The organism is uncultured Vagococcus sp., from assembly GCF_963518325.1.
GTDB lineage: Bacteria > Bacillota > Bacilli > Lactobacillales > Vagococcaceae > Vagococcus_D.
Genome location: NZ_CAUQJB010000031.1, coordinates 30,927 through 57,163, shown reverse-complemented (window position 1 = coordinate 57,163; position 26,237 = coordinate 30,927). Strand labels below are relative to the sequence as shown.

General features: G+C 37.5%; 22 protein-coding genes, 1 tRNA gene and 1 other annotated feature. Of the genes, 20 read left to right on the top strand and 3 right to left on the bottom strand.

Features of this window, described 5'->3' with window-relative positions; genetic code table 11:
• Nucleotides 1-318 precede the first annotated feature (318 nt).
• The 3 genes from RWN13_RS19080 to RWN13_RS19070 form a co-directional block, all read right to left on the bottom strand.
• The gene (locus tag RWN13_RS19080; RefSeq protein ID WP_314066941.1) at nt 319-828 is read right to left on the bottom strand and encodes a hypothetical protein; all 510 of its coding nucleotides are present in this window, start codon (nt 826-828) and stop codon (nt 319-321) included.
• 242 nt (nt 829-1,070) lie between these two features.
• Nucleotides 1,071-3,101 (bottom strand): heavy metal translocating P-type ATPase, encoded by a 2,031-nt coding sequence (locus tag RWN13_RS19075; protein ID WP_399553703.1) that lies wholly within the window; start codon nt 3,099-3,101, stop codon nt 1,071-1,073.
• A 212-nt stretch (nt 3,102-3,313) separates the two neighbouring features.
• A tRNA-Thr gene (locus RWN13_RS19070) sits at nt 3,314-3,386 on the bottom strand.
• Nucleotides 3,387-3,691: 305 nt separating this feature from the next.
• On the opposite strand from RWN13_RS19070, the gene RWN13_RS19065 reads away from it, so the two are divergent.
• The 20 genes from RWN13_RS19065 (at nt 3,692) to RWN13_RS18970 (ending at nt 26,211) form a co-directional block, all read left to right on the top strand.
• Nucleotides 3,692-5,179, top strand: a complete 1,488-nt coding sequence (locus tag RWN13_RS19065) for a helicase HerA-like domain-containing protein (protein WP_314066939.1) — start codon at nt 3,692-3,694, stop codon at nt 5,177-5,179.
• 322 nt (nt 5,180-5,501) lie between these two features.
• On the top strand, nt 5,502-6,197 hold the full coding sequence (locus RWN13_RS19060; protein WP_314066937.1) for a response regulator transcription factor: 696 nt from the start codon (nt 5,502-5,504) through the stop codon (nt 6,195-6,197).
• Nucleotides 6,194-7,162 carry a sensor histidine kinase gene (locus tag RWN13_RS19055; RefSeq protein WP_314066935.1) on the top strand — a complete coding sequence of 323 codons (969 nt, stop codon included), beginning with the start codon at nt 6,194-6,196 and terminating at the stop codon, nt 7,160-7,162. The genes RWN13_RS19060 and RWN13_RS19055 overlap by 4 nt, the downstream gene beginning before the upstream one ends.
• Before the next feature lie 28 nt (nt 7,163-7,190).
• On the top strand, nt 7,191-9,290 hold the full coding sequence (locus RWN13_RS19050; protein WP_314066932.1) for an ABC transporter permease: 2,100 nt from the start codon (nt 7,191-7,193) through the stop codon (nt 9,288-9,290).
• Nucleotides 9,291-9,551: 261 nt separating this feature from the next.
• Nucleotides 9,552-10,325 (top strand): ABC transporter ATP-binding protein, encoded by a 774-nt coding sequence (locus RWN13_RS19045; RefSeq protein WP_314066930.1) that lies wholly within the window; start codon nt 9,552-9,554, stop codon nt 10,323-10,325.
• Entirely contained in the window at nt 10,297-12,414 is a 2,118-nt protein-coding gene (locus tag RWN13_RS19040) for an ABC transporter permease (protein ID WP_314066928.1), read from the top strand. The genes RWN13_RS19045 and RWN13_RS19040 overlap by 29 nt, the downstream gene beginning before the upstream one ends.
• Nucleotides 12,415-12,698: 284 nt before the next feature.
• Nucleotides 12,699-13,703, top strand: coding sequence for an acyltransferase family protein (locus RWN13_RS19035; RefSeq protein WP_314066926.1), 1,005 nt, complete (start codon nt 12,699-12,701; stop codon nt 13,701-13,703).
• A gap of 102 nt (nt 13,704-13,805) precedes the next feature.
• Entirely contained in the window at nt 13,806-15,140 is a 1,335-nt protein-coding gene (locus RWN13_RS19030) for a C1 family peptidase (protein WP_314066924.1), read from the top strand.
• 389 nt (nt 15,141-15,529) lie between these two features.
• Complete coding sequence (locus RWN13_RS19025; RefSeq protein WP_314066922.1) at nt 15,530-16,390, top strand: protein phosphatase 2C domain-containing protein; 861 nt, start codon at nt 15,530-15,532, stop codon at nt 16,388-16,390.
• A 69-nt stretch (nt 16,391-16,459) separates the two neighbouring features.
• Nucleotides 16,460-16,695: a binding site (T-box leader), on the top strand.
• A 177-nt stretch (nt 16,696-16,872) separates the two neighbouring features.
• Nucleotides 16,873-17,508 carry an imidazole glycerol phosphate synthase subunit HisH gene (gene hisH / locus RWN13_RS19020; RefSeq protein ID WP_314066920.1) on the top strand — a complete coding sequence of 212 codons (636 nt, stop codon included), beginning with the start codon at nt 16,873-16,875 and terminating at the stop codon, nt 17,506-17,508.
• Between the two features lie 22 nt (nt 17,509-17,530).
• Nucleotides 17,531-18,178 (top strand): amino acid ABC transporter permease, encoded by a 648-nt coding sequence (locus RWN13_RS19015; RefSeq protein ID WP_314066917.1) that lies wholly within the window; start codon nt 17,531-17,533, stop codon nt 18,176-18,178.
• Between the two features lie 15 nt (nt 18,179-18,193).
• On the top strand, nt 18,194-18,829 hold the full coding sequence (locus RWN13_RS19010; RefSeq protein WP_314066915.1) for an amino acid ABC transporter ATP-binding protein: 636 nt from the start codon (nt 18,194-18,196) through the stop codon (nt 18,827-18,829).
• A gap of 20 nt (nt 18,830-18,849) precedes the next feature.
• On the top strand, nt 18,850-19,677 hold the full coding sequence (locus RWN13_RS19005) for an amino acid ABC transporter substrate-binding protein (RefSeq protein ID WP_314066911.1): 828 nt from the start codon (nt 18,850-18,852) through the stop codon (nt 19,675-19,677).
• A 204-nt stretch (nt 19,678-19,881) separates the two neighbouring features.
• Nucleotides 19,882-21,363, top strand: coding sequence for an endolytic transglycosylase MltG (gene mltG / locus RWN13_RS19000; RefSeq protein WP_314066909.1), 1,482 nt, complete (start codon nt 19,882-19,884; stop codon nt 21,361-21,363).
• A 291-nt stretch (nt 21,364-21,654) separates the two neighbouring features.
• Nucleotides 21,655-22,128: a transcription elongation factor GreA gene (gene greA, locus RWN13_RS18995; RefSeq protein ID WP_314066906.1), complete on the top strand. Its 474-nt coding sequence runs from the start codon at nt 21,655-21,657 to the stop codon at nt 22,126-22,128.
• A gap of 269 nt (nt 22,129-22,397) precedes the next feature.
• Nucleotides 22,398-23,132 (top strand): cell wall-active antibiotics response protein LiaF, encoded by a 735-nt coding sequence (liaF, locus tag RWN13_RS18990; protein ID WP_314066904.1) that lies wholly within the window; start codon nt 22,398-22,400, stop codon nt 23,130-23,132.
• On the top strand, nt 23,129-24,250 hold the full coding sequence (locus tag RWN13_RS18985) for a sensor histidine kinase (RefSeq protein ID WP_314066901.1): 1,122 nt from the start codon (nt 23,129-23,131) through the stop codon (nt 24,248-24,250). The genes liaF and RWN13_RS18985 overlap by 4 nt, the downstream gene beginning before the upstream one ends.
• Nucleotides 24,251-24,403: 153 nt before the next feature.
• Entirely contained in the window at nt 24,404-25,036 is a 633-nt protein-coding gene (locus tag RWN13_RS18980) for a response regulator transcription factor (RefSeq protein WP_314066899.1), read from the top strand.
• A 37-nt stretch (nt 25,037-25,073) separates the two neighbouring features.
• Nucleotides 25,074-25,733, top strand: coding sequence for a TrkA family potassium uptake protein (locus RWN13_RS18975; RefSeq protein WP_314066897.1), 660 nt, complete (start codon nt 25,074-25,076; stop codon nt 25,731-25,733).
• A gap of 178 nt (nt 25,734-25,911) precedes the next feature.
• Entirely contained in the window at nt 25,912-26,211 is a 300-nt protein-coding gene (locus RWN13_RS18970; RefSeq protein WP_314066894.1) for a hypothetical protein, read from the top strand.
• The last annotated feature ends 26 nt before the right edge of the window (nt 26,212-26,237 follow it).

Sequence of the window (26,237 nt, the reverse complement as noted above, 5' to 3'; positions counted from 1 at the left end):
TGATTAAAAATAGGCATTGATGATATTACTCATCAACACCATTTATTATAGAGCCGAAATAAGGAAATCCAAGTTACTGTAGTGTTCGGAGCATGTGTTTATCTGTGACGAGCTGCCCAACGAGGAAACAAAACAACGACTTTATGCCCCCTTTTTTTAAGTGATCCTAAAAATTCAGGTTAGCTAAGATATAAGCTAGTTTAAGAGGCTTAATACAAACACTTGATATCTAACTAGCATTCGCTTTAATACGTTGCTAGAAGGTACCTAGACGCTAATTAGTTGATACTAAAGAAAGCATAAAAAAACACAAGCTTTTTATCGCTTGTGTTTATCATCTGTATAAAAACCAATAATTGTATTTACCCGATCAATATCTTTGGGACTTTGAATAATGTATAGGTTTGTATTAAATTCATAAAGTCGTTTTTTTAATTTTGGCATGTTTCTAGAAAAACGTCGGTTCCATTTCAATAATGCAACTGCTCGTTTTAAGAGGAATGCCTTTCGATCTTTACTAGCTTTACGCATGCCAAGAACGGTTCGTTTAATAACTCGATATTGCACAACGAACAGAGGGTAATCCAAAACAATGACGAGATCAGATTCGGTAAATGTTTGGCGACACCAACGTTGTTCCTGAACACCCTCAATAATCCAGCTATCATGTTTAGTCATTTCATTATGAAGCTTTCGACGTCTTTTCTTTTTATCTTTTTGTTTAAGAAAAGAATCGAGTGGAATAGAGGTAAATCCGTACTCAGTTTGAAGGTCTTTGCTTAACGTAGTCTTACCACTACCAGCATGACCGATTATTCTAATTTTCATTTGCTTGATTAATCTCCTATTTTGTACACCTACTAAAATCGTACAATAATAGTGAGACAAATGCAAGTTGATTTTACAACTTACGTGGAAATACCACTATCTTATTAGCATTTCATGAGATTTACCTGGAGATTAATTAAAACTAAAGAGTATTGAAGAGTCTCCATTTTTCTTTGAAAGAATTGAAAAAGCTTAATGAGCGTCAGGATGCTGGTGCTCATTAAGCTTTTAATAGATAAGATTTAATCAATTTTCAACAGGATGGCATTAATAGCTACAATGACGGTACTGACCGACATTAGTACTGCACCAAAAGCGGGACTTAGCAAGATTCCGATTGGCGCTAAAATTCCAGCAGCTAGGGGCAGGGCCACAATATTGTAACCAGCTCCCCACCAAAGATTTTGAGTCATCTTGCGAGTGGTGTTTTTAGCCAGTGATAAGAGGTGTAGAATGTCTGCAGGGTCACTTTTCACGAGAATAATGTCTGCGGAGTCAATCGCCACATCTGTCCCAGCGCCGATAGCAACCCCAACATCAGCTCTAGCCAGACTTGGTGCATCATTAATGCCATCGCCAACCATCATGGTGGTGAAGCCCTGATTGCGATACTCTCTAATCAGCTGATCTTTGTCTTCAGGCATCAATTCAGCATGAACGTTAGAAATACCAAGCTGTTTGGCTACTAATTCAGCTACTTGCCGGTTATCACCTGTTAGCATAACAGGTTGAATGCCTTCAGCTAATAATTTTTGAATCATTGGTTTAGCGCCAGCTTTTATCTGGTCACCTTGGGCGATTAAGCCGACTACTTCATTGTTAATAATTAAATAACTAACTGAATTACCTTGGCTTGAAAGTTTGTCAAATTCAGAATGATCGTAAGTCAATGATTGTTTGTCTAGATAGGAAGCACTGACAATTTTTAATTCTTGTTGGTCTATTTTCCCACTTAAACCGACGCCTGGAATAGTGGTTACCTCTTCAGCGGTTCTCAATTCTAGCCCGAGTTGATTGGCTTTAGAAAGAATACCAGTAGCTAATGGATGACTAGAATACTGCTCAATAGCGGCCATGAACCCTAAGATTTCATGGTCACTTATTTGAAAGTTAAAAGATTGAATCAAAGTGACTGCGAAGTTTCCTTCAGTTAAGGTACCGGTTTTATCCATGAGAATCATGTCAACATGACGAGCTACTTCAAGGGACTGCCGTTTTTTAACTAGCAGTCCATTTTGTGCGCCAATCGATGTAGAGCGAGCTACAACCAAAGGAATCGCTAACCCTAAGGCATGAGGACAAGCGATAATCAAAACAGTTACCAAGCGCTCTAATGCTATATTCAAATCCTTGGTTAAGACTAGCCAAATGATGAAAGCAAGTCCACCAATAGCGAGCGCCACGTAGAAGAGCCAACTTGCTACCTTATCGGATAGTGACTCAGCTTTTGATTTTTCTTGCTGGGCTTGATTAACTAAGTTCATGACTTGTGACAAGTAACCACTTTCCCCTGTCGCAGTAATTTCGACAATAATAGATCCTGAACCGTTGGTAGAACCACCGATTACTTGATCATCAATAGTTTTACTAACTTCTTTGGACTCACCTGTAATAAGTGATTCATTAACTGTGGTTGCACCCTTAGTGATAACACCATCAACAGGAATGCTTTCCCCTGATTTAACAATAACTTGTTGTCCAGGACGAACTTGGTCAAGAGGAATTGTTGTTGTTTTCCCTTGATCATCAATAAGGGTAGCCTCGCTAGGAAGTAATTCAGCCATTTTTTGAAGAGCGTTACCGGCATTACTAACAGCATTCATTTCAATCCAGTGGCCTAGTAGCATGATGACAATTAAACTTGCTAACTCCCAAAAGAAATCCATGATATGAGTCGGGCTATGAAGAAATTCGTTGACAACAAAGGCATAGATACTATAGAAGTAAGCCACCGATATCCCTAAGGAGATAAGTGTCATCATTGCCGGTTTTCTTTGAACTAGTTCAGATTTTGCCCCTTGTAAGAAAGGCCATCCGCCATAAAAGTAAAGGAATGTACCTAGTAATAAAACAAGCCATTCTGAACCATAAAATGTAAATTGAAAAGGTAATGTTTTCCCCATCATTGGTGCAATAATAATGATGGGAATGGCTGCTATTAATGAAATGAAAAATTTTTTCTTAAACTGAGCGCCGTGACCAGTATGATCATGCGCTTGGTGTTCAGTTTGTTCGTGTTCCATTGCGCTGTGATTGTGGTGTTTATGTTCCATAAAACTCTTCTCCTTTTTGACTATAACTACGCTGATACAGACGAATCACTAGATTGTGTTGTAATAAGATAGGGCTTCGTCTGTAGTTGATAATTTTAGTTTACAACTGTAATCGGAAAAGGTCAAGAAAGACGACTCAGCAAGGTAGATTAAAAAATAAAAAAAGTCTTGAGAAAATGAATTCCCCAAGACTTCCTATCTGGAATGATATAAGCCGCCTGCCGGATTCGAACCGGCGACCCCCACCTTACCATGGTGGTGCTCTACCTACTGAGCTAAGGCGGCTAATATGTAGCACAAGTAATAGAATACCGTGTTACTAAGCTTTTGTCAACATCAAAAATCATTTTTGTTAGTAAGAGACGAATAAAGTTAACAAAAGCTTTTGATAATGGCAAAAAAAGTATCAATTGTGTGGATTCCTTTAGATCGGAGAGGAGGAACATCTAAGAACACACTGTGTTTGATAGAATGGATGCCAAGTCTCAGCAGTTAAAATGAATTTTATGGTATTATAACGCATAGAATTAGTCGGATGATTGAATAAATGGTAAACTTAATTCAAAATAGATAGTGTGGAGGGGAAGTATATGAGCATCTTACCAATCGCAGTTAATCAACATGATCTAGGTTTGAAAACGTCATACATCAATCGCCATGGTTTTATTACAGGAGCGACAGGAACTGGTAAAACTGTCACGTTAAAAGTAATGGCAGAGCAGTTAAGTCAAGCTGGGATTCCAGTTTTTCTGGCAGATATTAAAGGGGACTTAGCTAGCTTGGCACAAAGTGGTGGCGAAGAAAAAATGGTGGAACGGGCTCATAGCTATGGGATAAATGGTTATGAAGGCCAAGCGTTTCCAGTCAGATTATGGGATGTTTTTGGAGAACTAGGGCATCCAGTAAGGGCGACAATCTCTGAAATGGGCCCATTGCTGCTGGCACGTTTATTTCAATTAAACGATACCCAAACGGATGTGTTGCAAGTGATTTTTAAAATTGCCGATGATAAAGGTTATTTACTAATTGATATCAAAGACTTGCAGGCGATGCTAGGGGAAGTTTCTAATCATTTAGATGAGTATACTGGGGAATATGGTCATTTAACCAAACAAAGCATTGGGGCCATTCAGAGACACTTATTGACCATTGAAGAGCAAGGTGGGGAATCGTTTTTTGGTGAACCTTCGATTCGCTTAAGTGATTTTATGCAAAATGATAGTAATGGCAACGGGTTTATTAATATTTTGATGGCGCAAAAATTGTACCAGTCGCCAATGATCTATGCGACTATGTTGTTGTGGCTGTTATCTGAACTATTTGAGGAGCTACCCGAAGTAGGTGATTTAGAAAAACCTAAATTAGTTTTTTTCTTTGATGAAGCTCATTTATTATTTAAAGATATGTCTAAGGGATTGATAGAACAAGTTGAGAAAGTTGTACGCTTAATTCGTTCAAAAGGTGTGGGGGTTTATTTTGTAACTCAGAATCCTGTGGATATTCCAGAAATTATATTAAGCCAATTAGGAAATCGTATTCAGCACGCCTTAAGGGCTTACACCCCAAAAGAGCAAAAAGCGATTAAAGCCGCGGCCCAAAGTTACCGAAGTAACCCAGACTTAGATGTAGAGAAAGCATTAACTGAATTAGAGGTAGGCGAGGCCCTAGTTTCATTTTTGGATGAGAACGGTACGCCAAGTATGGTTGAACGGGCGAGAATTAGACCGCCTCAAAGTAAGATGGGAACTATCGATGAGAGTCTTTATCAACAATTAATTACTCAATCTCCTTATGACCGGATCTATAGAGAAACAGTGGATCGGGAGTCAGCCTATGAATTATTAGCCAGAAAGCTTCTTACGGAAAAAGAGTTGGAAGCAGCGGAAGAGCTCCGCAAAGAACAGGAAAAGATAGCTAAAGAAAAAGCCAAAGAAACAGAAAAAAAGGCGAAAGAAGATCTTAAAAAGCAAAAGAATAATCCAGTCAGTAAATTTACGAATACTTTTATGACTCAATTATTTAGAACAGCTAGTCGGGAAATAATTCGCGGCGCCATGGGTGTCTTTAAAAAGAAATAATACAAAGGGAAAAGCTAATCGATCTTTAGCTTTTCCTTTATTTAAAGACTAAATTGTTTATGGGGTTACGAAAGAATGTTTATAAAAAGAGTGTTTAATGATATTCGGTATTTAATGGTGGCTGAAATGATAAGTTTTAATAAAAACTTACCAAAATAATGATAAATTATTAAGAAATAGCGATCGATTCCTCTCTATGGCAAAACATGGAAGTGTTGTATAATAAGAATAATTGAAAAACAAAGAAAAATAGGTGATGGCTTCAGAGGGAGCTTGGCAATTCAGATGAGCTGCCAATAAGAAAAATAGGGGTGAGTAAAAAGTGAAAATATTATTAGTGGAAGACGATAAAAAAATCGTTCAACTAGTTAGTGAACATTTAGAAAAATATGGATTTAGAGTAGTGTCACCAGATGATTTTCAGACAGTAGGGACTTTTTTTAAAGAGCAAGATCCCCAACTGGTTTTAATGGATGTTAATTTACCTTATTATGATGGGTTTTATTGGACCCAACAAATTCGTAAGAATTCTAAATGCCCCATTATTTTTTTATCCGCTCGAGAAGGCAATATGGATCAAGTCATGGCCTTAGAGTATGGTGCAGATGATTATATTACAAAACCTTTTTCCTATGAATTATTATTGGCCAAGATTAAAAGTCATATTCGACGTGTTTATGGAGAATACGCCACTAATTCAGAAGAGCGTGTTTATACAAAAGCAGGGTTAAATTATTATCCAGAAAGACTGGAGCTGGAGAATGGTGAAAAAAAGGAATTTTTAACTAAAAAGGAAGGGGAACTTGTTGAGCTGCTGATTGGCGCCTACCCCAATATAGTGACTCGAGAAGCGATTTTGAATAAGTTGTGGGATAATGAGAATTTTGTTGATGACAATACCTTATCGGTTAATGTGACACGTTTACGCCGTAAGTTCCATGATTTAGGTTTTACACAAGGGATTATTACTGTTCGAGGTAAGGGATATCGGTTGGATTTAGGTGAGAAAAGTCAATGAAATTATTCTTAAAACAACAAGTTCCGTTTATTTTAATGTATGTACTTCTTAGTATTTTATTGATTGGAATGGTTTGGCTCGATGGTTATCGTAAAACAGTTGTATTGTTGTACGGTTTTTTTTTAGCAGGTTTTATCTTATGCTTGTTTATTGGGTTTGTTTATCTGACTCAACGGAATTTGTATCAAACCCTTTCTCGGAAACGGAAGAAAAATGTTTACGAAGAAATTGACAAAGATGTCTCTCCTTTATCCCAATCGATTAATGAATTGCTACAATGTCAATATCAACGTTATTTTAATGAAATTAAGCAACTGCAAAATGCCAGAGATGAGCATACTCGGTTTATCAATCAATGGGTTCATCAAATGAAAACGCCATTAGCTGTGATTGAACTAATGATGCAAGACGAAGAATTGGATAGAGACAGTCTAATTGAAGAAACGGATCGCATGAAAGAAGGCTTAGCCCTTGCATTATCGATGGCACGTTTAGAATCGTTTCAACAAGATTTTGTGATAGAGCAAGTTAACTTAAAATGCTTGGCAAATCAAGCAGTGGCAGATCATAAACGTAATTTTATTCGCAATTATGTCTACCCTAAAATAACGATTGATGAGGCGTTGGAGGTCAAAACAGATGAGAAATGGTTATCTTTTATCGTGTATCAGATTATATCAAATGCCATCAAGTATTCTGCCATGTCAGAAAAAACAATAGACATCAGTGCTAAGCAAGCGTTTGGCAAAATTCATTTGATTATCACGGATCATGGAAGAGGAATTGCCAAAAGCGATTTACCGCGTGTTTTTCAGGCTTTTTTTACTGGCGATCAAGGCCGTGAGCACCATGAAGCGACCGGAATGGGGTTGTATCTGGTTCATGAAATTGCTCAAGAGCTTAATCACAGCGTTGAGATAGAATCAGAAGTTGGCATTGGAACAAGGGTTAGTATTATTTTTTAATCTCAGTTGAGAAATAGGGGAGTGTAGGATGACCTTTAATCAATTAGTTTTTCAGAATATCCGTCGCCAGCCACGGGTCTTTCTGTCTTATTTTTTTAGCAGCGTATTTTCGGTGACTATCTTTTTTATTGCAGCGATGCTTTATTACCACCCCTTATTGCAAGGTGATACACCAGAGGGAAATATGCAAATATCAATGATTACAGTTTACATGACAACGAAACAGATTTTAGGGTCTGCCTTGTTACTGTTGGCTGTCTTAGCCTTTATTTTCTTGGGGACCATGTTTCGTTTATATCTAATTGAGAGGAAGCAAAGTTTCTCTTTGTATTTGATTATAGGCATGACTAAGGGTAATTTAAGAAAAATGCTAGTTTTGGAAAATAGTCTAATTGGGTTTGCTAGTCTAGTTGTGGGCTTAATGAATGGACTAATATTGAGCAAGTTAGTGTTTTTAGTGGTTCAGAATCTTCTAAGTTTAGATTTTTCTTTAGCTTTTTATCTGCCATTAAAGGCGATCATCACTACGGCTTTAATTTATTTGGTTATCTTTTTTCTGATTTCGGTCTTTACTTTGTTTTTTATTAAAAGTAAACAAACTAACATGAATTTGAAGCTTGAAGATCCGCAGCTTATTGAGCCAAATGGCAATCAGTATTTAACTTCTTTAGGTGTCATGTTACTGCTCTTTAGTTATTTGGCTTTATTTTCATTAATGAAAATCACAAAATGGAACCTCAGCTTGTCTTTTAGCGACGATAATTCCAATCCTTATGTTATTTTAGTAAGCTTGTTGATTATTTTTATTTTTTTAACAATGGGTGTTTATCTTTTCTTTAACCAGACGTTGGTTCACTTTAGTTTGTTTCTGAGGAAATGGCCAATGATGCAAAAAAAGGGGCGAGTACTGGTTTTGAGTAACTTAAGTTACCGATTGAAGTATAACAGCTTAGTTTATGCGCTAATCACTGTTTGTGCAATGTTGGCATTTGTATCGATGACTCTTACAATGGGGCTATCGGAAAAAATAGTTTACGGTACTGATCAAGAGGTTAGCTTGGCTTATGTTTATGAAGGAATCAGTTTAAAAAGTGAAAAAGATCAGCTGTTTCATCAAAAAAACGTTGAGTTTATTCAGAAAACAATTGAAGATCAGGGCTATCAAACCAATGTGACCACATTTCGACAAGATATTCAGTTGTTATTTCAAAGCAAGCAATATATCCCAAGGTTTTATGATGACAATATGAGCATTAAAGCGCCAATTGCTGAAGGGGGCTCTTGGAAGCAGCTTTTCTTAATCCCTCTAAAAGATTACAATAATATGGCTAATTTTAAAGGCCAAGCAGAACTGACTCTGAAAAATAGTAACGAGCTACTATTTTTGAATGGCCCCAGTTGGCAGGATCAAAAACAGTATACAGGGGTTATCAAATATTCAGAAGGCGATAAAGAACGTCGAATCCCCTCAAGTTTTCGGTTTGTGGAGGGAAACTTTAATTTAGGTGGGGATTACCCGAACATCACCGTGATTTCGGATGAGTTATTTACCCTAATTGCGAAAGGGTGGAAAGAAGCAGCCTTTTTTTATCCCTTACACGTCATTGATTTTAAAGAATGGGAACAAAGTGGGAAGTTAGACAAAAAAATTGGCTCTTACATTACACGCTCAACGAAGAGTGCCACGTTGAGAGATGATGCAACCTTTATTAACTATAAATCGGCATATATGACCAGACAGCAAAGCAGAGAAGAAAAAGGACTGACCTTATTTATTAGTGCAATAATTGGAGCTGTTTTTTTTATTTTTTCTGCTAGTACAATCTATTTTAGAAGCTACGGCGAATTAAATCGTGACCAGCGTTATCATAAAACTTTGCATATTGTTGGTGTGCCAGAGAGGAATCGCAAACAAATTGTCACGATAGAGTTATCCATATTGTTTTTTTTACCCCTAGGTGTGGCTCTGCTTAACTATTTAATGATTATGTGGTCATTGAATACAATTTTCTCATTTTCAAGTATCAAGATCGAAGTCATATTACTTCTAAGTTTTTTCGTCTCTCAATTGCTTTTCTTCTTAATGGTTCGGCATTATTATATGAAGGAAATCAACTTGTTTCTTTAGCTCTGCGAAATAAGCTACTGTTAAGTTTCGTATACACGTAAAAAAAATCGAATCTAATTATGTTGAAAAAATAAGTTATGACGTTATTTGCAACAATCCATTGGTACTGATGAGTGGATGGATTGTTGTTCTTTGGATTCAAGTGCGTGTGAATCTGACAAAGCTGTCATATAGTTGTCATTAATATAAATACTTTTTTATGCCCCATAAGGATACAATGGTGATAGTTAGAAAACTGTTTTAATATAGGAGGAAATGAGCGTGGCTCTTTTAGAAATTAAAGATTTATCAAAAGTATACCAAGGCCCCGTACCGTATGAAGCCTTAAAAAAAATTGATTTAAAAGTGCAAGTAGGTGAATTTGTTAGTATTATGGGCCCCTCTGGTAGCGGCAAAACAACACTCTTAAACATGATTGCCACATTGGATAAGCCGACTGGGGGTATCGTTTTGATTAAAGGAAATAATCCTCACGAGCTATCGAAAAATGAACTGGCTGAATTTCGTCGTCAAGAGCTAGGTTTTGTGTTCCAAACCTTTAATTTACTGCCGACATTGACAGTTGAGGAAAATATTATGTTGCCTTTGACATTGGATAATGAGAGCGTGATGTTGATGAAGGGAAAAGCTCAAGACATTATGGAAGAACTGGATATTTTAAAAATTAGGGATAAACGGACCTACGAAATATCTGGAGGCGAATCTCAGCGAGTAGCGATTGCCAGAGCGCTGATCCATAGACCTTCACTGATTTTGGCCGATGAACCAACAGGAAACCTTGATTCCAAAGCGGCAGGAGATGTGATGCAACTGTTGGAAAAATTTAATAAAGAGCGTGAGGTAACGACTTTAATGGTCACTCACGACGCCGTTTCGGCTAGTTATTCTCATCGTGTTGTTTTTATAAAAGACGGCAAGTTTTTTAATGAAATTTATTGTGGAGATGACCGTGAAATGTTCTACCAGAAGATTTTAGATGTCCTAGCCCATTTAGGAGGGACGAATCATGAATTTCAAGCAACTCGTCATCCGTAACGTCTTACGCAATGGACGAGCTTATGCCTCTTATTTTCTCAGTAGTCTTTTTTCCGTCATGGTTTTCTTTATTTTTGCCTTATTGTATTTTCATCCGGAACTTCAGAAAAGCATGATTGCCAGTGGGGAAGCATTATCCACGCTAGGAATTATGGGAATCGTCGCCTCTCAAGTTGTGATTGTTATTATGTCATTTATATTTTTATGGTATACATTTAGTATTTTTTTGAAAAGCCGCAAACGGGATTTTTCAGTCTACTTGATTTTGGGGATGTCAGAAAAAGACTTAAGAAAGATGATTTTTTTAGAAAATATTATTTTAGGGAGTGCTTCTATCAGTTTTGGTATTTTGATCAGCACAATTTTTTCTAAGTTGATTTTATTGATTAGCCAAAATTTGTTGGCTTTGGAGGAAGGAATGCCATTTTATGTGCCGACGAAGCCTATCATTTTAACGGTCGTCGCCTATGGTTTAATATTTATGTTGATTGCAGTGATTACTACCACTCGGATTCAAACAGAGAACTTGGCAGAGATGTCTAAGTCAGAAGAAAAGCCATTACCGGAACCTCAAACAAAGTGGTACTTGGCCGCCGCTAGCATCCTCCTATTACTTGGTGGTTATGCCAGTGTTCTGACTTTTGTCATTCGTTTCCGAAATGCTGAGTCAATTGGTTTGTGGATGCTTATCTTGTGTGTCTTGCTAACCATAGCAGGTACCTTTTTATTTTTTAATCAGAACAGTATTCGCTTGTTTAGTTTCTTTAAGAAGCGACCGTTTTTCTTTAAGCAGACGAATATGTTAACCATTAGTAATTTAGTTTATCGGATGAAAAATAATGCAATGATGTATTTTATGATTGGTATAGTGGCCTCAGTAGCGTTTGTAGGAATAGGCACAACCATGGCTGTGGGCGGTTCTGATTTTGCTACGACTCAAGAAAATAGCTTTGCTTATGTTTACGGTGCTAGTGGTTCAGCAGATGGTCAAGTATCTGATTATCACCAAGAGAATGTCAACTTTATTAAAAAAAGTATTGAAGAGGCAGGATATAAACCCTTTGTGACGGAAGTTATGCCACTAGGAATTGAGTATCAGGCAAAGGGAACAAGTGAATCAAACTATGTACCCATTGTACCTCTTAGCCAAGTGAACCAATTGTTGGCTTTCGATAAGCAAAAGTCATTAACTTTAAAAAGTGAGACCAGCATGCTGTTATTAGCAACAACCAATTCAATGGTCAATGAAATTAAAGCCAACAAACTTGATAGGCAAGTAGTTGAAGGCGCGATTACTTACACCGAGACAGGTGAACAGTCGGCCATATCATATCGTTACAGCACCCAACGATTTAATATTTCCTTTAGCCCGATAGGTGTAGTCAGTGATGCTATGTATAAAAAAGTGTACCAAGCCAAACAAGCAGAATATTTAAAAAAACCAGAAGAAAGTTATCTTGGATCACCAACCTTTATTATCCACTATCCGGAATGGACAGAAGGTTCACAATCAGACCGCTTAATTCGCCAGCATTTAGATCAATTGGAATTACAAGCTTCTGAGAAAATGGATCGATTTTTGATGGAGACACCGTTGACTGATGACGAGGAAATTCCTGCTTATAAGTTAGCTGAATTAGCAATGTTAAATGATCATTATTTTATGTATACGTCAATGTATCAAACTTGGTTAGAAACGAAGCAAGGCAATGGTTTAATACTCATGATTAGCGTGTTATTAGGGGCTGTATTCTTCACTTTCGCCGCCTGCATTCTCTATTTTAGACTTTTTGGTGAATTGGATCGAGATGGAAAATACCATCGCTCCTTGCATATTTTAGGCGTATCACGTCAAGAACGCCATAAAGTAGTCACCCGTGAGATGTTAGTGATGTATTTTGTGCCAATTATAATTGCTATAGTGCATTTTGTAATAGCAATGCTTTGCTTGCGTGTCCTCATTGAATTACCTATTGTGACATATGTGATGCGAGTTGTATTGTCCTACCTAGTTTTTCAATTACTCTTTTTCTTTGTTTCTCGCTGGCGTTATCTGAAACATCTTGACCAGCGAGCGGAAATTACATAAAAAGGGAAGCTGAGATTCACGTCTCAGTTTCCTTTTTTTGTAATAGTTTTGTGAAAAAAACACCCTCAAAAGACGGCTGCTTAACTGTCAGTTTATTAACAGTTCAATTTATTGATGTACATTAAAGGGTTGTAAAATGATATTACAATGAGAAATCACCAGTTATCTAATCGTTAATCAAAATAATCTGACTGTTACTCGGTTGAAATAATTTACCTGTATACTTTAGTGAGAATATAGTTTAATTAATCGAATGAATGGATTCGAAAAAAGTAGGAGAGCTTATGAAAAAAGAAGGAAAAGAAATCAGAGAATCTTATTTTGATAATGCTAAATTTTTGCTAATACTGCTTGTGGTGTTCGGACATTTTATTCAGCCTTTTATTGGTGATAGTGTTTTGTTAGAAGATGGGTACTATTTTATTTTCACCTTTCATATGCCAGCATTCGTGCTGATTTCTGGTTATTTTACGAAAGGGTTTCAACGGCCGGGTTACCTGCAAAAATTGGTCAGGAGTATTGTGTTTCCTTATATCATTTTTGAACTCATCTATGCTGTTTTTTATTATCTGATCGATTCTAGTAGATCAGTCGATTTTGATTTATCAAATCCTGAGTGGTCATTGTGGTTTTTAGTCAGCCTCTTTTGCTGGCACTTAGGTTTATATGCTTTCACAAAGTTACCAGCAGGGTGGAGTATTGCTCTGGCTTTTGGGATCAGTATTGCAGCAGGGTATATCGACTGGGTTAATCATCTCATGAGTTTGTCACGAACTGTTGTCTTTTTTCCATTTTTCCTAGTAGGTCATTTTTTAACGAAGGAACATATGAAATTTATTCAAGACAGATGTTACAAATGGCTAGGAATTAGTTTGTTTTTTATTTTGGCAACCTTGGTTCAACAAAACGCGTCAATGAATAAGTATTGGGTGTTTGGTTCGCAGCCCTATGATCATTTTCTAGATGATCCTAATTTTGGCTGGCTGGTTAGAATTTATATTTATAGCTTAAGCTTTATGGGGATTTTGGCATTCTTGATTTTAGTCCCTAAAAGAGCCTTTTTCTTTACTAAATGGGGTCAAAACACCATCTTTACCTATTTGCTCCATGGGTTTATCGTGAAAGGGTTACGTGCTAGTAGCCTGACCGATGCCAGTTTAACAGCCCCCCTCTTTCTGGTGCTGGTTCTTTTAAGTTTAATCACCACTGTGATACTTTCGACAGATATTGTCTCCCAACTATGTCGGCCTCTTGTTGGTAAAAAGTGGAGATTCTCCTTCAAAAATTAGGTTAACCTAAAAAATAACTTTCATTTTTTTCTGAAATCAATGGCAGGATACTTTTAAAAGGAGTAGAATGGATGATGAGTACAACAGAAGGGAAGGGATTTAATGTCTCAAGAGATTCAAGCGGCTCAAATTGCTGCTTATGCAGAAAAATTCACAACGTGTAAAAAAAACCGGATGGCGCAACAAGCTGTGGTCAAAAATGGTATCTTAGCCTCATCAGAAAACCAACAATCGCAGGTATTAAACACGCCAGTCTTTTCCATTGATTTGGATACAGGAGATGTTTCCAATCAAAAACAAAGTGGTCGTTGCTGGATGTTTGCAGCGTTAAATACGTTTCGCCATCAGATTGCCACAAGTTTCAAATTGAAAGACTTTGAACTGTCACAGAATTATACATTTTTTTGGGATAAGTTTGAAAAAGCAAATTATTTTTATGAAAATATTATTTCAACTGGAAATGAGCAGTTAACCAGTCGGAAAGTGGCCTTTTTATTGCAAACTCCTCAACAAGATGGTGGTCAATGGGACATGTTAGTCGCTTTGATTCAAAAATATGGAGTAGTGCCAAAAGTAGTCATGCCCGAAGCTCACAGTAGCTCTGCTTCTCGGGAGCTTAACACATACTTAAACAAAAAATTACGTAAAGATGCGGTTATTTTGCGACAACTAGTAGCAGAGAAGGCTAGTGAAGAAGTGTTGACCGATAAAAAATCAGAAATGCTGGCAGGTGTTTACAAACTATTGGCAACCTCTTTAGGAACGCCTCCAACAAATTTTGATTTTGAGTACCGTGATGAAGAAAAACAGTATCACCTTGAAAAGGACTTAACGCCACAAACTTTTTATGAGAAATTTGTAGGTCTAGATCTAAACGACTACATCAGCGTCATTAATGCTCCCACTGCAGATAAACCGTTTAATCAATTGTACACAGTTGAAATGCTTGGTAACGTTGTAGGTGGCAAAGAAGTGCGTCATTTAAACGTGGATATGCCAACATTTAAAGAACTGGCAATCGCTCAGTTAAAAACAGGAGAAGCGGTTTGGTATGGTTGTGATGTAGGCCAATCCTCAACTCGTGATTCGGGTATTATGGCAACCGATATTTATGATGTGGATCTAACTCTAGGGGTAGATTTTTCCATGACGAAAGCGGAACGCTTGGACTTTGGTGAAAGTCTAATGACCCATGCCATGGTATTAACTGGTGTGGATATTGTCGACGGTGATTCTACTAAATGGAAAGTCGAAAACAGCTGGGGAGATAAAGTTGGCACGAAAGGTTATTTTGTGATGAGTGATGCTTGGATGGATGAATATACATACCAAATCGTAGTGAAAAAAGAGTACCTATCAGAAGAATTAAAACAAGTAGTTGCTGAAGATAGTGTCACGGTTCTTGCTCCATGGGATCCAATGGGCGCCTTGGCGTAAAACATTCAAGAGTGGGACGATTGTCTCACTCTTGAATGTTTTAACGAAGGTTGTGCGATAGACCCGTTTCAAAAGTCTGCTCAATTCGATGTCCCTTGCTTCTAAATGCTAAACGCTTCATGAGTTAGCGAGTGATGAGATTGGAACGAAGTGTCGTATCCCTTGTTTCTAATTGCTGTCGTTGTTCTAGCAGTAGGAACAAGGGACAATGTAGTAAAGCAATAAGAACAACGGAGAGCGCTAAGTGACTGAAGCTTGCGTCGTGCTCGGAGCATTTGTTTATCAGTGACGAGTTGTCTAACGAGGAAACAAAACGACTTTATGTCCCACCTTTTTTTCTAGATTTGAAGTTAAAGTGAAACAAAGCTAAGATATGGAGGGGAAATCCAATGATTGAATTCACGTCTAAATCGGTTCAAGGGAATGAACAAAATGAAGATTGGGTCATTGCTACGCCTATATTCGGTTTAGTGATAGATGGTGCTAGTGGGCTATACTCTGGCAAAGTCACTCATTATGCTAGTGATGCGCAATGGTTTTCTCATAGATTGGGCAAGTTATTGACGGCGCGATTAAATGATCTGAGCAAGCCGATTGCCAGTCACGTGAAAGCTGCTTGTGACTGCTTGCTAGAAGAATATCGAGAATTGTTGGCACGAAAAAAGGGGGACTACGACTTAGATAAGTTACCGAACGCCACGTTGTCAGTCGTTCGTTTTAACGAATTTACAAACCAGCTAGAGCTTTTTCAATTAGGGGATTCACCTATTTTGATTGAAGAACGAGGTCAATTGATGATTTTAGATGATGAAAATCTAGGGAAAAGTGATCAACACGCCTTGAATAGAATGCTCGCTATTGCTGAGGAAAAGCAGATAAGTCCCAAGGAAGCTCGTCCTTTTGTCAATAAACTATTAAAGCAAAATCGACGGAAACGAAATAGCTCAGAGGGCTATTGGATTTTAGATCCAACAGCCCAAGGGATAGAGGGGGCCAGACAATTTACTCTACCCTTGAATCAAATAACACGAGTTGCAGTAATGAGTGATGGTCTTTGGGAAGCATACGATATCTTAAGACTATACAGCAGCCCTCAAGATCTATTTGAGCGTTTGTTTTCCTCTGAGTTAGATGAGATATTGGAAGAAATAAGAACAATCCAAAAATCAGACCCATTATTTGAGCAGTACCCGCGTTTTAAATTAATGGACGATGCGAGTGTGTTAATCTATACCATTGATATGATTTAGGAATTAATAGTTGACGGATGTTAAAATACGTGATAAAGTATTGAAAAGTTCATTAGAATTTAATTAGAACTAAAAGCTTAGAACAGACCAATTAGTTATTCATAAGTGTTTTTAGAGAGTCCTTGGATGGTGAGAAAGGGCAACACATGGGTAATGAACACAGCTGGGAGCTATTTTTCTGAATAACAGTAGGATTAATCGGTATGCTCGTTATCGCATAAGTCTATAAGACTTTCTGAGGTAGTTGTCGCAAGGCAACTGCAAACTGGGGTGGAACCACGTGATTTGATTATCTCGTCCTCTTAGCATTTACACTGATGCTAAGAGGACTTTTTTTTTTTCCAAAAGGTTTAAGTAAAGCCTGTAGTTGAAAGTGTGAGATACCTATTGGGAAAGTTTTTAAGACGTTCAGTGGCTAGAATGATGACTTAAGAATACTGGAACGTCCTGTACTTGTAATTCTTAAATAAAATAAGCGATGAATGTTAATCGCAAGAAATGGTTGTGACCGACGAGTGATTGTCATTGTAAATTATCAAGAAAATAATGTTTCAGATTTAGTGAAGGTTTTAAAAAGGCTAGGGTGTCAAGTAGATATTAGCAACCAAGCTGATGTCATTGCAGCAAGTCAGTGCTTGATTTTACCTGATGGAACAAACTATCAGGGGGCAATGGCTAAGTTGAAAGAGATGGGATTAAGTTCAGTTATTAAGGCTCACGTTGAAGCTGGGAAACCACTTTTAGGTATTGGTCTAGGTATGCATCTGTTATTTGAAGGAACAACTGTTGATGGTTTTACCTCTGGCTTAGATCTGTTGGAAGGTCTCAGCGAGAATTTACCTGAAGATCAGGAATTCCCTTTGCCACATAGAGGGGCAAGTAAACTCATTGGCGTCCAAGAGGCTAATCCATTAACAGCGGAATTAGATGGCCAACTCGTGATTTACAATCATTTATTGACCGTAGATTGTGAGTTAGATCAGATTAAGGCATTGAGTCAATACAGTGTTAAGTTTCCAGCTATTATTCAAGAAAAAGCCCTAGTTGGTTTTCAATTTCTGCCAGAATTAAGTCAAGGTGGAGAACAGGCGTTAAGTAATTTTATCAAAGAATTATAGTAGCTGAAAGGATGTGTTATTGATGGATTTAGCAATTAAAGTGTTTCCTTCTTTATTCGAAGGCCTAAAAACAACTCTTTCCTTATTCGGTTGGACGTTAATTTTGTCTTTGCCACTAGGATTTATTGTAGGGTTAGGTGCCACAAGTCGTTTCAAGCCACTTCGTTGGATTATCGGCGTTTATACATGGGTGATACGAGGCACGCCTCTCTTACTGCAAATGTTTTTTATTTTCTTCGGACTCCCCCTGTTAAGTGAGGGCTTAGTCTTGGACCGTTTTGCAGCAGCGTTAATCGCTTTTGTAATTAATTATACTGCTTATTATGCGGAAATTTTCCGTGGGGGGATTCAAGCCATTCCACAAGGTCAATACGAAGGGGCAAAGGTGCTGGGCTTAAGTAAATTCCAAACGGTAATGACTATCGTTTTTCCTCAAGTCTTTAAAATTATTTTGCCATCTGTAGGAAATGAAATCATCACCTTGGTCAAAGACACCTCTCTAGTATACGCTTTGGGACTCAGTGATGTTATGAAGGCTGGTAAAGCCGCAATGACTCGAGAAATTAGTATTATTCCGCTCGTAGAAGTTATGATTTTTTACCTGATTTTAACAGGTATCGTGACACTGCTGCTAAGAGTGGTTGAGAAGCGAGTTAACTATTATCAATAGAAGGGAGCGGTCGTAATGTTAACCATTAGAGATGTCAGTAAAAGTTTTGGTGACAAACAAATATTAAACAAAATGAATCTAAGCTTACCAGATGGTCAAATCATGGCAATTGTTGGCCCTTCTGGTGGTGGGAAAACCACCTTGTTACGCTGTATTTGTGGCCTAGAAGAGATGGACAGTGGTCATATTTTAATCGACGATGAAGAAATCAACCCATTAGCTCATCAATCAGGGGCAAGTCGCATCGGAATCGTTTTTCAGGATTTTAATTTATTTCCTCATCTATCGATTATGGATAATTTGATTTTAGCACCAGTTAAAGTCTTAAAAATCAGTAAAGCGGAAGCAAAAGAAAAGGCACAGAAGATTTTAGATATTTTAGCATTAAGTGAAAAAGCAGCCAGTTATCCTTTTGAATTATCAGGAGGTCAAAAACAGCGTGTAGCAATCGCTAGAGCCTTACTAATGAATCCTAAGGTATTATGTTACGATGAGCCAACAAGTGCCTTAGACCCTGGCTTAAGGGATAATGTGGCTGATAATATCTTAAAGTTAAAAAAAGAAGGGGTCACGCAAATTATTGTGACTCATGATCATGAGTTTGCTAAGAAGGTAGCAGACCAATTGATTGAAGTAGAACCTATCAAATAAAAAAAGTGAGGATGAATGAGATGAAAAAACTAGCAACGGGAATGATTATGGCGGGGATGGTTTTGGCATTAGCAGCTTGTAGCACTAATAAAGAAGTAGCCAAGGATAAATCCACTGATTGGGAGAAAATTGAGCAAAAAGGTGAAATTGTTGTGGGAGTGGATGACACTTTCGTTCCGATGGGATTTCGAGATGAAAATGATGAGTTAGTTGGATTTGATATTGATCTGGCAAAAGCAGTAGCAGAGGAATTGGGTGTCAAAGCTAAAATTCAGCCCATCGACTGGTCGATGAAAGAAACAGAATTACAAAATGGCACGATTGATTTGATTTGGAACGGGTATACTGTGACCGAAGAACGAAAAGCTAAAGTAGCATTTACTAAGCCTTACTTAAAAAATGAACAAGTGATTGTGACCCTGAAGAAAAATAATATCAACGACTATGAGGATATGAAAGGTAAAGTAATCGGTGCACAAGAAGGGTCCAGTGGAGAAGCAAACTTAATCGATGAGCCTGAGTTAATGCTGGATTTGGTTAAAGATAACGAAGCAGTCCTCTACCCAACCTTTATGGAAACATTTCTGGACTTGAATAATGGTCGATTAGACGGCTTTATTATTGACAGTGTGTTTGCTGAATACTATATTTCAAAAGAAGATGATCCAGAAAAATATGTTATTTTACCTAGTAAATTTGGTGAAGAGGATTATGCGGTTGGAGCTCGGAAAGAAGACAAAAAAACCGTAGATAAAATCAATCAAGCGATTAAGAGTTTGGCCGATCAAGGAAAAACGCAAGAAATCAGTATGAAATGGTTTAATGAAGACAAAGTATTAGCGCAATAGGACAGGTTAGAGAGAGTAGCTGAGAGGCTACTCCTTCTTTATTTACTGTGGATTATTAAGTTCGTAACACAATTGTGACAAAATTCTTAATTCTTTAATAAGAAGAAATGACAATCCGTGAAAATGATTTTATCTTTGGGATGCTTTCGTGTATAATGATGGAAGTTATGACTTAGTTTAGATAAGTAGTTAGGAGGTTTCATTTTGGGTAATAACAACCATTTCGACCAAGATGAAGAGAAACATCAAAATAATCAAACCGACAGATACGATACTGATAATGACATCGATATTGATGATATTCCTCGTTCAAGTGACGGACCAAGCATTCGAGAGCGCGTGTTACAATCCATTAAGGAAGCGAACGAAGGCAGTAAGAGCTCGGAGGAATCTGAGATAAGTGAGCGTGACTCGCTTCAGGAAGAGTCTCTTTCAGAAACGAGACCACTTCCAAGGGAGACCTTTTCGTTTCGGGAGAGCCATGAACAGCCAGAAGCACCCGAGTTTGAAGAAGAAGTTGAGGAGCTGAATCGTGTGGCCCAAACACCAGAAATGAATGCCCGACAAAGAGAAAGCCGTCGCCGCAAAGATGAGCGTCAAAAAGAAAGCTCAATGGTTAAAAAGATTGTTATTATTGTGGTTATTTCGTTGTTATTAATGCTAGTCGCCTTAGGTTTCTCTTTTTACCGGTATTTCCAAGCTGGATTAAAGCCATTGGATGTTAAAAATGAGAAGATGGTACAAGTAGAAATTCCGATTGGCTCTAGCAATAAAGACATTGGTGGGATATTAGAAAAAAATAAAGTCATAAAAAGTGGCTTAGTTTTTACCTATTATGTGAAAACTAATAATTTAACTGATTTTAAAGGTGGCTATTACCAAATGGCTCCCAATATGACGTTAAATGAAATCGGACAGCTGTTGAAACAAGGTGGTACTGCAGAACCAGTCGCCTTAGCGGATGCTCAAATCACAGTGCCGGAAGGTTATTCAATTGATAAAATTGGTGATATTTTTGCTGAGAAGACTAAGGTAACCAAAGAAGAATTTTTAGCAGTTGTCAAAGATGAAGCCTTCTTCAACGGCTTAGTCGAGAAATACCCAGAATTATTAGCTAGTGTCAAAGACGCTAAAGATGTTCGCTACCGTTTAGAAGGTTATCTGTTCCCAGCAACGTACAACTATTACAAAGAGACAAAAGTAGAAGATATTTTGACTCAAATGGTGGACAAGACCAATACGATAATGGCTTCTAAAAAAGAATTGATTGCTAATAGTGGCTTGACCAATCAACAAATTTTAACTCTAGCCTCCCTGGTTGAAAAAGAAGGAGTAGAAGAAAGCGATCGTCGTAATATTGCCCAAGTTTTCTTTAATCGGATTGAGCAGGATATGCCATTACAATCAGATATTTCCATTTTATACGCTATGGAAGAACACAAAGTACATCTATCAAATAAGGATACGCAAGTTGATTCGCCGTATAACTTATACATCAATAAGGGCTTTGGGCCGGGACCATTTAATAACCCGAGTGAACAAGCCGTCGATGCAGTTCTGAATCCAGAACCAAATGACTATATCTATTTCTTAGCAGATATTACAACTGGAAAAGTTTATTTTGCTAATACTTATGAAGAGCATTTGAAATTGAAAGAGGAATACATCGATAATTTAGAAAAATAGGATTTAAAAAGATCTGCACCCAACTTATTTAGAGGTTAGTTAACTGAGAGTTTTTTTCCTTGGTAATAACAGCTTAAAAGAGTTGAAGGTGCAGCTTTTTAGAACTAAAAAAACAGTCACAAAGTTGCCAAACATTGTACAATGAAGACAAAAAAACGCTTTTACTATTTACAATTTTTAAAAGACGTGGTAATCTTTGATGTATAAAATTATGAAGCTTTTCCAGATAGCTTTCTGGGAAAGCTATTCATTTTACATTAAACAGGTAATTTAAAAGGAGCAGAATTGATCATGGTAGAAAAAATATACCCAATGACCCTAGAGGGTAAAGAAAAATTAGAACAAGAATTAGAAGAATTAAAAACAGTTAAACGAAAAGAAATTGTTGAACGGATTAAAATCGCTCGTAGCTTTGGTGATTTATCAGAGAACTCAGAGTATGAATCAGCAAAAGATGAGCAGGCCTTTACGGAAGGTCGTATTACGACCTTGGAAAATATGATTCGCTTTGCGCAAATCATTGATAATAAGGGTGTTGACAATGACGAGGTTTCTTTAGGTAGAACTGTGACCTTTATCGAATTACCAGATGGTGATGAGGAAGAATACACAATTGTTGGAAGTGCTGAAGCCGATCCATTATCAGGGAAAATCTCGAATGATTCACCGATTGCGAAAGCATTAATCGGCAAACGTTTGGATGACGAAGTCACAATTAATACACCTGGTGGCGACATGCAGGTTAAAATTTTAAAAGTATCATAATAAGACCTAGACTGAGACGACTGTTCTCAGTCTTTTCCTTTAGTTTAAGTGAACGTAAAAAAATAGTGGTTAACTATCAAAAATTGTAGCATTTTCGAGTGGAGTTAGGTATGATTTTAAAGAGAGTCAATGAGCTCATAAGCTTGCAAAGACGATGAACCGATCTCAGACTAAAGTCGTAGGTCATAGTCCTTCTAAAGCTACTCCCGAAAAAGATATTTCATCGGTATAATAGGGGGAGAAATTATTTTGAGATTGGAGCGAAAAAAATGAGAAGCTCATGGAAATTTTTCATCGTAGTGGAAGCATTATTATTAATATTAACAGCATATCAGCTGATTCAAAATCCTGGAGCGATCGCAATAGTTCTTTTTGCACTTGTAAATTTGGTTTATGCTCTGAAAAGAGAGGTCAAGACATCCTTTAATCAATTCCAAATGATTGTCAGTGTTGCTGTTATTATTCTCTGTTTATTAATAAGCAGCCCGCTTATTTGGATAATGATGGTATTTGCAGTGATTTTTATTGGGCTAAAAGGCGTCGAAGTATCAGGGGTGGCATTGTTTGATAGCGCACCTTGGCGCAAGAAACACATGGTAATGGTTGAAACTGCCGAAAGTGATCCTAAAAATGGTCGCCGTTTTAAACGACCGTGGATTGGCAATCAGCGAATTGGTAGCAGTGTCTATGAGTGGGATGATATTAATTTCACGATTATTTCAGGCGATACGATTATTGACTTAGGGAATACCCTTTTACCAAAGACAGACAACGTTATCATGATTCGCAAAGGTTTTGGGAGAACTCGTGTCCTTGTTCCTGTTGGCATTGGCATTGTCTTGGAACATTCCACCTTATTGGGGAATGTCATCTTTGAAGATGAGTTTTTCCGAGTTAAAAATGAATCATTAAAAATTTATAGCGATGATTATGATGGCAACAGCCGTCGATTGAAGATTGTGACTAGCACGTTTATGGGAGATGTTGAGGTGATTCGTATATGATGTCTCGACTGACCCGACCTTTACTTTTTGTTTACACATTTATGTTTACTAATATTATTTTGGTATTGACATTGTATGCTTATTTTTATGCCCAACGAAAAGAGCGTTGGTTATTGGAATTGATTGAAGCAAAAATCTTTCATATTCCCTTTATTGTTTATATTTTTGTGATTTCTTTAATGGTTAGTTTTATTGTTATTTTGACCGTTTATTTCGTAAGACGGGCACAGTATGGTAAAATTGAAGAGAAAATCCGTTTATTAGCAACTGGCAACTATGACAGCAATTTATTTTTAAAAGGCATTCGAGCTTCAGAAGATGATCCTTATATTACCGATATCGATAAGGACTTAACAAAGGTCCATGATAATATGCGAACGATGTCTAAAGAGTTACAAATTTTAACTAGCAGACCACAAATGGTGGATGGTGAATCCAAGGAACAAATTCTGCGTGAAGAGCGTCACCGATTAGCTCGTGAGCTCCACGATTCTGTCAGTCAGCAATTGTTTGCGGCAGCAATGATGTTGTCAGCTTTACAGGAAGAAGCTGTAAAAAAAGAGTCCCCTGATGTATTTCAAAAACAACTGGATATGGTTGGTTCAATCATCAATGCCTCTCAATCAGAGATGCGGGCGCTGCTATTGCATTTACGCCCGATTACTCTTGAAGGGAAAACACTACAAAAAGGCGTCGAACAGTTATTAAGAGAATTGCAAACTAAAATACAAATAGATATGACCTGGGAAATTGAAGATGTCACACTGCCAAGTGGTGTTGAAGATCATTTATTTAGGATTGTTCAGGAACTGCTTTCTAACACCTTACGTCATGCAAAAGCCAGTTCGTTAGAAGTCTTTCTAAAACGAGTTGACCAAAATATGATGTTGCGAATGATAGACGATGGCGTCGGTTTTGATGTCGATGAAGGTCGAGTGGGGAGTTATGGCTTAAACAATATTAAAGAGCGTGTAACAGGCATGGGAGGCTCCTGCCGCATCATTAGTTTTAAAGGCAAAGGAACTAGTGTCGAAATTCGTGTTCCCGTCTTAAACATGATTGACGAATCGAATGAAACGATAACCGTTAACACAGCATTAGAAGAAAACGAACCCTAATAAATCGGCATACATCGGTGATAAAAATTAAGGGAAGCAACCAAGAAACAAGGGACATCGGACCAATAAGATAAAGGAGAGCTGTTGTTCTAGCATTTTTAATGCGTAGAAACAAGGGACATCGGACCAATAAGATAAAGGAGAGTGTGAAGGGTGATTAAAGTATTACTTGTAGATGACCACGAGATGGTAAGATTAGGCGTGTCTTCATATTTAGCGATTCAAGATGATATTGAAGTAATCGGTGAGGCTGAAAATGGGAAAATTGGCTATGAGAAGGCCTTGGAATTAAAACCAGATATTATTTTAATGGACCTAGTTATGGATGTTATGGATGGCATTGAATCAACCAAAGCCATTCTGACTGATTGGAAAGAAGCTAAAATAATTATTGTCACTAGTTTTATTGATGACGAGAAAGTTTATCCGGCCATTGAAGCTGGAGCGGCTGGTTATTTGCTCAAAACATCGACAGCTGGTGAAATTGCCAACGCTATTCGTGCCACTTTCCGTGGAGAAACAGTTTTAGAACCAGAAGTAACAGGCAAAATGATGGAACGGATGACGCGTAAAAACGAACCTGTTTTGCATGAGGATTTAACTAATCGAGAAAATGAAATATTATTATTAATTTCCGAAGGTAAAAGCAATCAAGAAATTGCAGATGAATTGTTTATCACACTTAAAACGGTTAAAACCCACGTGTCTAATATTTTGTCTAAATTAGATGTGGAAGATCGTACGCAAGCGGCAATTTATGCCTTTAAGCACGGCATTGTGAGTTAAGAAGGTCAATTAGAAGATGGAGAAATGGAGCAAGAAGATGAAGCAAAACTTTGCAATTATAGGTCTTGGGCGTTTTGGTGGCAGTCTCTGTGAAACACTAATTGAATCTGGACAAGAAGTATTAGCGATTGATCGGGATGAAGATCGGATCAATGAGTATATGAATATTGCTACTCATGCAGTTGTAGCTAATGCCATTGATGAGATGACATTGCGCTCTCTTGGATTGCGTAACTTTGATCATGTGATTATTGCCATAGGTGAAGACATTCAAGCGAGTATTTTAGTCACGTTAATGGCCAAGGAAATGGGCGTGCCAAATGTAACGGCGAAAGCTCAAAATGAGTATCACGCAAAAGTCCTCTATAAAATTGGGGCGGATCGAGTGGTTCATCCAGAACGAGATATGGGAATTAAGGTGGCACACAACCTTGTATCAAAAAATATTCTGGATTATTTAGAATTATCAGATGAATATTCGCTAGCAGAAGTGAAAGTCACTAATCCGAAATTTTTTGACAAAAATTTATTGGAGTTAAACTTTCGTCAAAAATTTGGTTTAAACATTGTGGCAATTCGACGGGGCGAGCGACTAATTATTTCGCCACTTGCAGAAGAACTAGTCTTGAAAAATGATTGCTTGCTTTTAATTGGGGCCGATGAAGACGTGGATCGCTTAGATGAGAAGATGCAGTAAACAAATTTTTTAACTTTCGAAAGTCTCAGCAAAGAAGAGTTGTCCAGAGTGTTTTCCCTAATAACTTAAGAGGCACTGCCGCAATTAATATAGCCAACAGGTTGCTGAAAGCAAAATGACCGATATTTTTCTCTTTTTGTGCTAAAATAAAGTATCAAAAAGGAAAGCGGGTTATTTTATGAAAATTACAGTTTCTCCGAAAGCACAAAAGTGGTTTACTGAAGAGTTAGAATTAGAAACTGGCGACAATGTCCGTTTCTTTGGTAAATACGGTGGTGCGACGAATGTTCATGCAGGTTTTACAACAGGAATGGAAGTGACAGAACCTCATCGTGAATTATTAGGCAGTGTGGCTGAAGGTGGGATTAATTATTTCGCTGAGGAATCAGATGATTGGTTTTTCCATGGTCATGATCTATTAGTTGACTACGATGAAAAAAAAGATGAACCAACTTATTTTTACACGGAAGACGATTAACCATGAGAATCTTCTGTCACATAATT